The 12536-nt window shown below is 32.6% G+C and carries 11 protein-coding genes; 7 read left to right on the top strand and 4 right to left on the bottom strand.

Annotated elements, in window-relative coordinates:
- Positions 1-72: 72 nt before the first annotated feature.
- From G440_RS0100295 to G440_RS0100285, 3 genes are read left to right on the top strand one after another with little or no spacing between them, the layout of a single operon-like run.
- Positions 73-2214, top strand: a complete 2142-nt coding sequence (locus G440_RS0100295) for a catalase (RefSeq protein ID WP_026449475.1) — start codon at positions 73-75, stop codon at positions 2212-2214.
- Positions 2215-2233: 19 nt separating this feature from the next.
- Positions 2234-3661, top strand: coding sequence for a DASH family cryptochrome (locus G440_RS0100290; RefSeq protein WP_026449474.1), 1428 nt, complete (start codon positions 2234-2236; stop codon positions 3659-3661).
- Positions 3661-4209, top strand: coding sequence for a hypothetical protein (locus tag G440_RS0100285; protein ID WP_026449473.1), 549 nt, complete (start codon positions 3661-3663; stop codon positions 4207-4209). The genes G440_RS0100290 and G440_RS0100285 overlap by 1 nt, the downstream gene beginning before the upstream one ends.
- Positions 4210-4445: 236 nt before the next feature.
- Here the strand turns inward: G440_RS0100285 and G440_RS0100280 are convergent, their stop codons facing one another.
- From G440_RS0100280 to G440_RS0100270, 3 genes are all read right to left on the bottom strand, one after another.
- Complete coding sequence (locus G440_RS0100280) at positions 4446-4844, bottom strand: VOC family protein (RefSeq protein WP_026449472.1); 399 nt, start codon at positions 4842-4844, stop codon at positions 4446-4448.
- Positions 4845-4952: 108 nt separating this feature from the next.
- Positions 4953-5408 (bottom strand): ferritin-like domain-containing protein, encoded by a 456-nt coding sequence (locus tag G440_RS0100275; RefSeq protein ID WP_026449471.1) that lies wholly within the window; start codon positions 5406-5408, stop codon positions 4953-4955.
- A gap of 349 nt (positions 5409-5757) precedes the next feature.
- Positions 5758-6498, bottom strand: a complete 741-nt coding sequence (locus tag G440_RS0100270) for a DUF3891 family protein (protein WP_026449470.1) — start codon at positions 6496-6498, stop codon at positions 5758-5760.
- 323 nt (positions 6499-6821) lie between these two features.
- Here G440_RS0100270 and G440_RS21105 point away from each other — a divergent pair, with 323 nt between their 5' ends.
- Both G440_RS21105 and G440_RS0100260 read left to right on the top strand, forming a co-directional pair.
- A complete protein-coding gene (locus G440_RS21105; RefSeq protein ID WP_157417760.1) occupies positions 6822-6992 on the top strand; it encodes a hypothetical protein in 171 nt (56 codons plus the stop codon).
- Positions 6993-7205: 213 nt separating this feature from the next.
- Positions 7206-7823 carry an SOS response-associated peptidase gene (locus tag G440_RS0100260; RefSeq protein WP_026449469.1) on the top strand — a complete coding sequence of 206 codons (618 nt, stop codon included), beginning with the start codon at positions 7206-7208 and terminating at the stop codon, positions 7821-7823.
- 111 nt (positions 7824-7934) lie between these two features.
- Here G440_RS0100260 and G440_RS20875 read toward each other — a convergent pair whose 3' ends face one another.
- Positions 7935-8102 carry a DUF1328 domain-containing protein gene (locus G440_RS20875; RefSeq protein WP_026449468.1) on the bottom strand — a complete coding sequence of 56 codons (168 nt, stop codon included), beginning with the start codon at positions 8100-8102 and terminating at the stop codon, positions 7935-7937.
- Positions 8103-8315: 213 nt separating this feature from the next.
- Between G440_RS20875 and dinB the strand changes: the two genes are divergently transcribed.
- Both dinB and G440_RS0100245 read left to right on the top strand, forming a co-directional pair.
- Entirely contained in the window at positions 8316-9530 is a 1215-nt protein-coding gene (dinB, locus tag G440_RS0100250; RefSeq protein WP_026449467.1) for a DNA polymerase IV, read from the top strand.
- Positions 9531-12518 carry a DNA polymerase III subunit alpha gene (locus G440_RS0100245; protein ID WP_026449466.1) on the top strand — a complete coding sequence of 996 codons (2988 nt, stop codon included), beginning with the start codon at positions 9531-9533 and terminating at the stop codon, positions 12516-12518. It abuts the gene before it with no gap.
- The last annotated feature ends 18 nt before the right edge of the window (positions 12519-12536 follow it).

Below are 12536 nucleotides of genomic sequence, written 5' to 3'. Positions count from 1 at the left end.
CTACTTTTTGGTTCAAATAAGTATTTACTTAGTGTAAATTTTTAGAAATCATTTTAAAATCAAATAAATATTATGCCTAAGAAAAAGACGACTTCAGAAAAAGAATCAAAAAAAGTAGATCAGCTTGAAAAAAGCGTCCGTGATGGGCAAGGTAAACCTTTAACAACAAATCAAGGTTTACTTGTAAATGACACCAATAATAGTTTAAAGTCCGGAGAAAGAGGATCCACTTTGCTTGAGGACTTTCTTTTAAGGGAAAAGATAACCAATTTTGACCACGAGCGTATTCCTGAAAGAATTGTACACGCTAGAGGTAGTGGCGCCCATGGTATTTTTGAACTTTACAAACCAATACCAGAATTTACGAAGGCCGGAATCTTTAACGATACGAATCGCAAAACTCCCGTTTTTGTAAGGTTTTCAACAGTCGCCGGTAGTAAAGGCTCTACGGATCTAGCTCGGGATGTTCGTGGCTTTGCAGTTAAGTTCTATACCGAGGAGGGAACGTGGGATTTGGTAGGTAATAATATGCCTATTTTTTTTATACAGGATGCCATGAAATTTCCCGATTTGGTACACGCTGTAAAACCTGAACCTAATAAAGAAATTCCGCAGGCAGCATCTGCTCACGATACCTTTTATGATTTTGTTTCCCTTACACCCGAAACGCTCCACAATCAAATATGGCTAATGAGCGATCGCGCTATTCCACGAAGTCTTAGAATGATGGAAGGTTTTGGAATACATACCTTCAGAATGATCAATAAAAAAGGGGAGGCGCATTTTGTAAAATTCCATTGGAAGCCTAAATTAGGTGCACATTCGGTAACTTGGGATGAAGCCGTAAAAATTAGCGGCGCAGATTCAGATTTTCACCGTCGTGATCTGTGGGACGCCATTGATGCTGGGCATTTTCCGGAATGGGAACTTGGAGTACAGATTATCCCTGAAAAAGACGAACACAAGTTTGAATTTGATCTTCTCGACCCTACCAAACTAGTGCCAGAGGAAATGGTGGAGGTAAAAATTCTCGGTAAAATGACACTTAATAAAAATCCCGAGAACTTTTTTGCCGAAACAGAACAAGTTGCATTTTTGCCCGGACATATCATTCCTGGTATCGATTTTACTAATGATCCACTTCTGCAAGGTCGTTTGTTTTCTTACCGAGATACGCAACTTTCAAGATTGGGAAGCCCTAACTTCCATCAAATTCCCATAAACAGACCTGTCGTGGAAGTTCATAATAATGAAAGGGATGGGCATATGCAGACCAACATTCCTAAAGGACAAACAGCCTACTTTCCAAATACTTTGGGTGGGGGCTGCCCCCATATGACGAAAAAAGCTGATGGTGCTTTTGATCATTATGAAGAACGTATTGATGCCAAAAAAGTAAGAACCCGAAGTAAGAGTTTTACCGATTATTACTCCCAACCTGCGCTATTTTATAGAAGCCTTTCCAAAGTTGAGCAGAATCATGTTGCCGATGCCTATACGTTTGAACTAGGTAAATGTAACCATCAGCATATTCAAGAACGTATGCTTTATTTAGTATCGCAAATAGATGAACCGTTATCTAAAAAAGTGGCGAAGGGATTGGGATTAAAGGTTCCAAAAGAAGTAACAAAACCAATTAATCAGGCAATAGGAGCAGATGCTAAAGATGGTCGTTTTGAACCTTCTCCAAAGAAAAATTATCTTGACAGATCTCCAGCATTAAGTCAAGCGAATACAAAATTTGGTACCGTGGAAACTCGCCAGATAGCGATTTTGGCGGCAGATGGTTTTTCAATGAACGATTATAAAGTGGTGAAAGATGCATTGGAAAAAGATGGAGCGGTTTTAAAAATTATCGCACCACACGGTGGTACAATAACCTGCGATCAGAATATGGAGCATAAGGTTGCCGCAGCTATAATGACAACTGAAAGCGTATTATATGATGCCATATACATTCCTGGAGGAAAAAAATCTATTGATTCTCTAAAGTCTGAGGCTAAATATATCAAGTTTATCAATGAGGCTCTAAAACATTGTAAAGCAATTTCTGTAAATAATGAAGGAGAAGATTTATTAATGCAAACATACGCGAAGCAGTTTAAAGAAGATAAAGCTATATTTATAAATGGAAAGGCTCAAGATTTTAGAAGGGCTATAGCAAACCATAGAAATTGGGATCGGGTTGATAAAATCGAAAAAATTCCTGTTTAAATAATGACGCAAAAAAAATATGAGTGATAAGCTAGTTTCTGAACATGCTTTAGTTTGGTTTAAAAATGATTTAAGACTTCATGATAATGAAGCACTTTTTAAAGCAGTAGCATCCGGTTTACCGCTCATATTTTTATATTGTGTTGATATCCAACTTTATCAAAATATTTCTTTAGGCTTTCCCAAAGCAGATATTAATAGAGTAATCTTCTTAAAGCAAGCTGTCAACAACCTTCAGCAGAATCTGAATGCTAAGAATGCCTTTCTCAGAATTGAAGTTGGCCTTCCAGAAGATATCCTGATATGTTATATTGAAAAATATAACATCACTCAAATATTTGCTGAACAGGAATATGCTTGGGAGGAATTACAACTTATAGATTCTTTGCAAAACAAAGTGGGGGTTAAAGTGGAATTTAAATTCTATTGGGGCAAAACCCTATATCATAAAGATGATATTCCCTTTACAATTAAAGAAATACCATTGACAAGCAAAACATATAGAATCCCTACTGCTAAACAAACAGAAGTAAGGGAACCATTACCGATTCCAAAAAAGTTTAATGCTGCCAATGGTTTTGAATCCAATTTATTTCCTGCTTTCGAGGAATTGGGCTTCTCATATCAAGAGACGCAATTAGTTGATCCATTTGTTAAGGGAGGGGAAGACGAGGCCTTAAAAAGATTAGATTATTATACTTTCGAATCTGAGTTACTTACCAAATATCGTTGGACCAGAAATAATTCCATGGGTTTGGATTATAGTTCAAAATTCTCGCCTTATTTGTCGTTGGGATGTATTAGTGCTAGAACTATTTATAAAATTATTCAAGAATATGAAAAAAGGGTCAAAAAAAATCAAAGTACCTGGTGGCTAATATTTGAAATGGTATGGCGTGATTATTTTACCTTTAAGGGAATGAAGCTGGGAAATGCAATTTTTCAAACTAAGGGTTTTCGTAATAAAAAATTGCAGTTTGAAAACAACCCAGATTTTTTCAAAAAATGGTGTAATGGTATTACTGGTATTCCTTTCGTTGACGCGAACATGCGTCAGTTAAACAAAACAGGTTATATGAGTAATCGTGGACGTGTAAATTGTGCAAGTTTTTTAATTCACGACCTGAAAATAGATTGGACTTGGGGCGCTGCCTATTTTGAGAGCAAATTGATTGATTATGATGTAAGTTCAAACTGGATGAATTGGCATATGCAAGCATACGAAATTTGGTACACCAATCCCATTTACCAAGGCTTTAAATATAAAGAGAAGGAATTTATTCAAAAATGGATACCCGAACTTAAACCTATCTCAGATAACTATATTTATATTCCTTGGTTTGAGTCAAAAGAAAAACCGGAAATTAAGGGTTATCCGAAACCATTTGAAATATTACAAAAATGGAATTGGTCAATAAATAAGATTTTAAAATCAATGGAGAAGTAATGGGGAAAAATAATTTTTTAAAACAGAATAAAAATTCATTATTGGGCGGACTTGCTGCAACTATTTTTACTGGTTTGGGTGCTTTCCTTTTAGGTGATATATCGGGTTATGAGGCAAAGTCCCTTATTTCAACTTCATTAACGGGAATGAACATGCTTTGCAATACCATCGTTTTAGCATCGGCCACAATTTTAGCTTTATTGCTAACATTACTTGGAATAAGTTCTGGAACAGAATCACAAATAAAGAAAGTGCATTATCGACAAGTTTTGACGATAGCAAAAATTGACACCATCCTCTTTGTGGGAGCATTAGTCCTTTTCCAGTTTTTTAATATTCCAATTACGGAATCTGATAATTTGCCAACGCAGTGGTTTGCCTATATATATTGGGCAACATTATTTTTCTCTTCAGTTCTCAGTGGCTTTATGGTTACGGTAATATTGCTATTATATAATACGGTAACAAATATAATTAATATTGTCGGATTGGGGGAAGAGCATTATTTAGTTGATCGAGAGGATGATCTAAAGGATAACGAGAGTTAAACATAATTCTGCAGGTTAATTTTCTAAGCCCTAGGGGATTTTTAAAAAATTATACCTCATTAAAATCTTTAGAGATTTTAATGAGGTATTTTAATTATTGCAAATCGATTCTTACTTCTTTTGCTTTGCGGAATTTTTATCATTTTGGTAATCCTTATACCATTCATAACCCATATAGGCTATTTGCGCTAAAGTAAGAATCCTGAAAAATTTTTTCATAACATTTTTTTAATTAATTATTTCGCATTGATCATCCACATTACATCAAACTGGTCCGTACATCTTCCAAAATAATCGCCCCAACTCGATTCCTGCATCGGTGTATGTATTCGTCCTCCTTGAGATAATGAATTAAAAATTTCATCCGCTTTTTTTCTATCGTCTAAGTCCACACTCAAGCAAACGTTGTTTCCATTCGTTAAAGGAGTGTCTGGTGCTGCATCATATCCCATAAAATGGAATCCGTTTCCTTTAAGCTCCATATGCTGAATTTTATCTCTGTAATTGCCAGGTATATCAACCTCTTTGCCCTCCCAAGTTTCTTTGTTTTTAAATTCGCCACCAAAAATATTTTTGTAGAAATTGAATGCTTCTAGACAGTTGCCTCGATATGATAAATATGCTTGTATTTTCATTTTATGATGTTTTTAATGATTATTATTTAAAAACCCGTAACTAGATTTTTCTACTTTTTCTTTGATTAAAATTCTCCGTAAATTTAAGAAGGTTACAGTCTTTTACGCTTAATGCAAATCTTCCAATCCTTTTACACGATCCAATGTTTTTTGTACATGTAACTGTTGTTTCTTAATCGAATTGTTTATACCTGAATGCACCGTAGAATACTCGTTCTGAAACTCTTGATATTCTTCAAGACTTGCTTCCTCACCTCTTATACATTCTTCTAATATTGCTTCATCATCGTCCATAGATAAAGCAGCTTTAATATCCATCCAAGCTCTATGTATTGTACCTTTCGAGCTACCATCAGTATCAACTTCAAAATCGGGATCATAAGAGTTTAATTCTTTCGATAATTCCGTTGCAAACTCTTTGCGTTGTGTGGCCTCATCCATAAAGAAGTCACGCAGATGCACACTTTCTGCATTCTCTGATGCTTTTTTAAAACCTTTGTAGGCGTCATTGTTTTTTTCAATTAGGCCATTTACTTTTTTTGAAATACTATTTGATGAATCCATAATTATTTTATTAAATATTAATACCTAGTGATATATTCTCAAATATAATAATAGTAGATTTTCCTTTTTATCATTATCCAATTAATTGATAACACAATAACTTTATCCTAAATTGAATCGGGGTTGAAACTATTTGAGAATCAGTAAAAGTTATTTTTAAATTTCTATTCTCAGTTTCCTAAATTTTTTAGACTTAATAGGAAACTTAACCTAGGAGAAATGAGCGATTATAAGTATTTAAAATTGTGAATTGTAGTTTGACACAATATTCGTTAAAACATAATTTTAATTCAATGATAAGAGTCAACCTTGTTTTTCATAGGGTATGATGAGAAATGCTAACTTATTATTATTTTGATTTAATAATCCACTTTTTTAATTCGGGTGAAACTTCCAATAAAGCTTTTTCAAATTGTTTTGATGAATCAAACTGGGTATCTTTTAGAATCCGTTCTTCCACAGACAATTCAAACTGAGGTTGAGTGAAAATCCAGGGAGATATTATCATTTCATCATTTTCAGTTTTTTTAATGAAATATGTTTCTCCGTTAATTGAAGTGTTTATTTCGAGCATTCTTGAGCCGTCTGGTACCTCATCCTTGCAAAGAATCAGAGATAATCGATCACAGAAACGTAAAAATTCATAGAATTCCCTACCTTTCTTATCACTAAGATTATAATGTTTTAAAAGTTGATTTCGTGTTTTTTCTTCCTTATTAAAGAAACTTTTAATTTGTTTGCTGCTATCTTTTAAATGGGAATATATAAATTCCAGATGATAAGAAATTAGAAGTTTTGTCCATAAGGATTTGTGAAATGCAGAATCTAAAATTCGGTTCATTCTTTTAATAACATCGTTAACCGACGATTGTTCTTCCGTGAAATCTAAGGGTACGCCAATATCAGATAAATAGTCTTTCTCTTTAATGTTTAACTGCCTATCATCATGTTCGCAAATAGCGATAAGTGTTTCAAACCAATAAGGAGGCCTTAAATCAGGCGAAATTTCATTGGCTATCTTTCCAGCAAGTAATCCATGAGATTGATGAAAAATAATATGTAAACCGGAAATAGATTTATTAACTATCATTTTTATATTAATTATGAGTTTTAATCGCTGGTAAAAAGTGCTAACTCCTTTAAATTCTTCAACAAATTACTATTTAATAATTAATAAATATCCCAATTTAAAAATTATAGATCCCTATCTTACTACTGAATATTAATACTTAAATTTTCAAAATTAGGGGAATTAGGCAATGACAGGAAACTTAAATTTGTTCTATTTTTTCTCTAATATTTGATAAAAAATTTACGGATATATTAATAAAAAATAGAGTGAATTTCTAATAAAAGAATAGGAATAATAAGTTACTATCATTAAATTTATGGTTAAACTCTAAAAACATTTTTATGGGAAACGGAAAAAGTGCTGCACACAACAAAGGTCAATCTGATAGAGCGAGCGGAAATAAATACAATAATGGCAGTTCATTATTAGACTATTTAGAATCTTCAAGTAGTAGATTGAAAAATACTGATGATAAAGCAAAAGCCTATCGAAAAGGATGGAATAATAAATAAAAATTTAATTTTTTTAGACTACTGTTAGAATCCCTCCATAGAGGGATTTCTTAATTTATGGTATTTGTTTTTGAAATAATAATGAAACTTTATTAATTTTAATTATTTGAGATTCTATAGATTTAAATATTGAAAGTTCTGTTATAAATAAAACAATGTATCAATTATATCGAAGTTTGAAATTACATTTTAATTATAGCTAAAAAATAATTTATGTGTTACAGAACAAAATTAAACTCCTCAAAGAAGGAAATAGAATCAGAATTTGACGTAGCGTTTATAGATCCTGAAAATTATGAATCCCGAGAAGAAATAAATGGATTCAGTTTCTCCAAAACACCTGTAATAACAAATGAAAATCCTGGGGAGATTCAGTTATTTAATTGGGGACTAATTCCATTTTGGGCAAAAGATGATGCCATTAAAAAAATGACATTGAATTCCAGAATCGAAACAGCATCGGAAAAACCAGCATTCAGAAATTCTGTTGATAATAGATGTTTAATAATTGCCGATGGGTATTATGAATGGAAATGGTTGGATCCAAAAGGAAAGGAAAAGCATAAATATTTAATAGAACCAAATGATCAAAACATTTTTGGATTTGCCGGATTTTATAGTGAGTGGAAAGATCCAAAAACTGGGGACCTAATTAATTCATACACTATCGCCACTACAGATGCAAACGAATTGATGCAAGAAATCCACAATAACAAAAAGCGTATGCCCATAATTTTGAAAAACTCTGATAGAATGTCTTGGTTGAGAGGTGATGCATTGAAAAATTTTGAATTTCCTTATGATGTTGAATTAGTTGCAAAAGCTATTTAAGGTTTAATTCAAAACATTAATTATCAATTTTTCATAAAAAAAAACCCAAACTTTTATAAAATTTGGGTTTTTCAATTGAGGAATTTTTCTTTTTTCAGTATAATAAAGTTTTTATTTTTTAAAAATGGTCAGCAAGCCTAAGAAGCCAAGTACAACCAATACAATAAAAATATAGAAGATAATTTTAGCAATATCTGCTGCTCCTTCAGAGATTCCACCGAATCCAAATATGGCAGCCACTATTGCAATTACTAGAAAAATGATTACCCATCGTAACATAATATTTCTTTTTTGAGGTTAGTATTTAGCTAAGCTATAATATTTTATATAAAGTAAAAACTGCTTTTAAATTTCTTTAACAGATTTTTTGGGAAGGTTGTAAGTATCCGTGAAGACCTGTTAATATCTTTTATGTTGGAATATTTCCAAGGAAATGGAAATATTCCATAGTTTTGTATAATTCAATAATTCAATAATAGAAATTAGATATTAATGGAGAAGTCAATTTTACATATGGATTTAGATACATTTTTTGTATCAGTAGAAAGACTTCTAGATGCTCGGCTTCAAAAACGACCAGTTTTAGTTGGTGGTATTGGTGATAGAGGAGTTGTTGCGGCCTGTAGTTATGAAACCAGGGGTTTTGGAATTCATTCGGGTATGTCGATGAAAATGGCGCGAACAATGTGTCCGGAAGCCATTGTAATAAGAGGCAATTCTGGAACTTATATGAAATATTCAGACTTGGTTACAGATATTATAAAATCTCAAGTTCCCGTTTTCGAAAAAACTAGTGTTGATGAATTTTATGCAGACTTAACTGGAATGGATCGTTTCTTCGGAAATTATAAATTTTCAAAGGAGCTCCGACATTCCATTATAAAAGAAACTGGTTTGCCTATCTCTTTTGGGCTTTCAAAGAATAAAATCGTTTCTAAAGTCGCTACTGGTGAGGCCAAACCTAATAACCAAATTAAAATTGATCTTGGTTACGAAAAAGAATTCCTCGCTCCTCTTTCTGTACGGAAGATTCCAATGGTAGGTAAAGTCACTGGCCAACAATTGAGAAATTTAGGAATTCACGAAATTCGAACACTCCAAAAAATGCCTGTTGAAATGCTAATTTCTGTATTGGGTAAAAATGGAAATTTAATCTGGAATAGAGCAAATGGAATTGACACAACTCCAGTAATTCAATATAGCGAACGTAAATCTATTTCAACAGAAAGAACTTTTGATAAGGATACTATCGATATTAAAAAATTGGAAGCAAGCCTAACAGCAATGGGGGAAACCTTGGCTTATCAACTGCGTTTGGGTAATAAACTCACGAGTTGCGTTTCTGTAAAAGTTCGTTATTCAGATTTTAGTACATATAGCAAGCAGCTAAAAATTCCATTTACTAGTGCAGATCATATCTTAATTCCGCTTATTCACAATCTCTTCAGTAAGATATATGAAAGACGAATATTGGTAAGACTTATCGGGGTTAATTTCTCGCATCTTACTGGAGGCCATTATCAAATTAATCTTTTTAATGATGATTTAAAAAATCTAAACCTATACGCTTCCTTAGATAAAATACGAAACCGTTTTGGCAGTGGAGCAGTTATGAGGGCTTCAACTCTTGAAGTAAAATCCATACGCAGCAATCATAATCCATTTAATGGCGAACCACCTTTGCTATTGGCACATAGAAAACAATAAATGTATATTAACTGTCACAGTTACTACTCCTTACGATATGGTACTATTTCTGAAATTGAACTTTTGGAATTAGCACAGAAGAATGACATCAAATCATTTGCTCTAACTGATATTAATTCCACGACCGCTTGTTTAAAAATTCTAAAAAATGCTCCAAAATTCGAGATAAATATTTCTGTAGGTGTAGATTTTAGAAATGGTATTAAACAACAATATATAGTAATAGCAAAAACTAATTTAGGCTATCAAAAATTAAACGAATTTTTAACCAAGCATCTCCATCAAAAAAAAGATTTTCCAGATATATTTCCTATCATTCAAGATTGTGCAATAATTTATCCATTTGAAAAAATCATGGAGCTTGAAAAAACTACTTTCGAGCAAAATGAATTTATTGGCGTTTCAGTAGTTGGTTTGAGAAAGTTGAAATTTTCGAAATATAGAAATTACGAAAATTTAATTATTCAACAAACAGTTACATTTCGCGGTCAAAGTGATTATAATGCACATAGACTTCTTCGCGCAATAGGTTTAAACACTCTTTTAAGCAAATTACCTGATGAAGAACAAGGTTTAAGAACGGACAAGATGTTTTCAAAAACTGAAATTCTCGATCACTTTCAGGAATTTCCATTAGCCATTCAAAATACTGAAAAGTTACTTTCTGAAACTAATGTCAATTTTAAATTCAATTCAGAAAGAGATAATCAAAACCAACAATGTTACTTAAAGGATAAAGGAGAAGATTTTGATTTTCTAAGGAAATTGGTTTTGGACAATGTGGAAAAACGATATCCCAATCCTGAAAAAATTGTTTTTGACAGAATAGAAAAAGAACTTAAAGCAATTAAAGAAATGGATTTTGTTTCCTATTTTTTGATTAACTGGGATTTATTACAATACGCAAAATCAAAAAATTATCCCTACATAGGTCGCGGTAGTGGAGCTAATAGTGTAGTTGCTTATATCATTGAAATCACAAATGTAGATCCTATTGAGCTCGATTTGTATTTTGAAAGATTTATAAATATTTACAGATCCTCACCGCCTGATTTTGATCTAGATTTTTCTTGGCGTGATAGAGATGATATTACACGCTATATTTTCGAAAAATTCCCAAATACTGCTTTAATGGGAACCTATGTAACTTTTAAATTCCGAGCGGTAGTTCGAGAATTGGGTAAAGTTTTCGGAATTCCAAAACACGAAATAGATTCATTTTTAAAGGGAGGAAAAGTAGACGTAAAAACTGATGAGTATTTTCAATTGATTGCAAAATATGGAAAATTAATCAGCGGTTTTCCTAATTATTTAAGTGTACATTCTGGAGGAATCTTAATTACGAATAAACCTATTAATTACTTTGCTGCCACATTTATGCCGCCAAAAGGTTTTCAGACCATTCAAATTGATATGAATATTGCAGAAGATGTTGGCATTTTCAAATTTGACATACTTGCCCAGCGAGGACTTTCCAAAATAAAGGAATGTTTGGAAATTATAAAATACAATCAGCCAGAAGCTGAAGTCGAAGACATCAACAAGGTTTATATATTTAAAAACGACCCTAATATCAACGATATGCTAAAGGTAGGTGATTGCATGGGTGTGTTTTATGTTGAATCGCCAGCAATGCGTGTTTTAATGACGAAGCTTAGAACGCAGGATTATTTAGGATTGGTTGCGGCAAGTTCCATAATTAGACCAGGAGTTACAAATGGCGGAATGAAGAATGAATACATAATAAGACATAAGTTTCCGGAGAAACGAAAAAATGGCCATCCTGTTTTATTGAAAATTCTTCACGAAACCTATGGAGTGATGGTCTATCAAGAAGATGTTTTAAAAGTAGCACATTATTTTGCAGGACTAGATTTGGGCGAAGCAGATGTTTTACGAAGAGGAATGAGTGGTAAATCAAGATCCAAAGAGGAATTTATTAACATTGAGAATAAGTTTAAAAATAACTGCATCCAAAAAGGATATACAAAAGAGCTGACTTTAGAAGTTTGGGAGCAAGTAAGCGCTTTTGCAGGTTATGCATTCGCAAAGGGTCATTCGGCTTCATATGCTGTAGAAAGTTATCAGAGCCTATACTTAAAACGATATTTCCCTTTAGAATTTATGGTGGCAGTTCTTAATAATGGCGGCGGATTTTATTCTATCGAGACATACGTACAAGAAATTATATTACAAGGTGGTATTGTGGAAAAGCCTTGCATCAATAATAGTTTTTCCGAAACGATAATTCGCAATAAAACAGTTTATTTAGGTTTTGTTTTAGTTCGTGATTTAGAAGATAGAGTAATAGAAAGAATTTTGAAATCGAGAGAATTATACGGCGATTTTGAAAATTTCGACGATTTTATAGATCGTGTTCCAATAGGTATTGAGCAATTAATAATCTTAATTAGGATTGATAGTTTCCGATTTACTGGTAAAGACAAACATCAGATTATGTGGGAAGCGCATCTTAAATCTTCCAAGAATAAAATAGATGATTCGGTTCTTCTATTATTTAGACCAAAACAAGTAAATTTTACCCTGCCAGAAATATTTACCAATCATTTAATTGATGCTTACGACGAACTGGAATTGATTGGTTTTCCATTAAAAGGATATTTTAACCTAATCCAAAAAGATAACGTTTCTAATTGTTTAGCAAGAGATATTCCTAATAATATTGGAAAACGAATATCAATTTTCGGGAAATTAATTACAATGAAAGGAACTGGAACAAGTAAGGGCGATATTATGAGTTTCGGAACTTTTATAGATTTTGAAGGAACTATTTTTGATACTGTTCATTTTCCTGAAATAGCCAAAAAATATTCTACACGAACAAATGGAGTTTATTTAATCACTGGAAAAGTCGTAGACGATCTTGATTATTTATCTATTGTTGTAGAATATATTAAATTCCAAAATCTATTGCAGGATCCACGACAAGCGGGGATAGAAAATGGCAGTAAAAATATAATTGATTGATTCCAGAAAATCAAGTTT

Origin of the sequence: Aequorivita capsosiphonis DSM 23843 (assembly GCF_000429125.1) — a bacterium.
GTDB classification, from domain to species: domain Bacteria; phylum Bacteroidota; class Bacteroidia; order Flavobacteriales; family Flavobacteriaceae; genus Aequorivita; species Aequorivita capsosiphonis.
Note: the sequence above shows the minus strand (reverse complement) of the source record. Positions and strands in the feature narration are given on the sequence as shown.

Bases quoted from the DNA above. Each gene is read 5' to 3' on its own strand.
- G440_RS0100260 (WP_026449469.1), top strand. From the start codon at position 7,206: ATGTGTTACAGAACAAAATTAAACTCCTCAAAGAAGGAAATAGAATCA.
- G440_RS21105 (WP_157417760.1), top strand. From the start codon at position 6,822: ATGGGAAACGGAAAAAGTGCTGCACACAACAAAGGTCAATCTGATAGA.
- G440_RS0100295 (WP_026449475.1), top strand. From the start codon at position 73: ATGCCTAAGAAAAAGACGACTTCAGAAAAAGAATCAAAAAAAGTAGAT.
- G440_RS0100275 (WP_026449471.1), bottom strand. From the start codon at position 5,408: ATGGATTCATCAAATAGTATTTCAAAAAAAGTAAATGGCCTAATTGAA.
- G440_RS20875 (WP_026449468.1), bottom strand. From the start codon at position 8,102: ATGTTACGATGGGTAATCATTTTTCTAGTAATTGCAATAGTGGCTGCC.
- G440_RS0100285 (WP_026449473.1), top strand. From the start codon at position 3,661: ATGGGGAAAAATAATTTTTTAAAACAGAATAAAAATTCATTATTGGGC.
- dinB (WP_026449467.1), top strand. From the start codon at position 8,316: ATGGAGAAGTCAATTTTACATATGGATTTAGATACATTTTTTGTATCA.
- G440_RS0100270 (WP_026449470.1), bottom strand. From the start codon at position 6,498: ATGATAGTTAATAAATCTATTTCCGGTTTACATATTATTTTTCATCAA.
- G440_RS0100245 (WP_026449466.1), top strand. From the start codon at position 9,531: ATGTATATTAACTGTCACAGTTACTACTCCTTACGATATGGTACTATT.
- G440_RS0100290 (WP_026449474.1), top strand. From the start codon at position 2,234: ATGAGTGATAAGCTAGTTTCTGAACATGCTTTAGTTTGGTTTAAAAAT.
- G440_RS0100280 (WP_026449472.1), bottom strand. From the start codon at position 4,844: ATGAAAATACAAGCATATTTATCATATCGAGGCAACTGTCTAGAAGCA.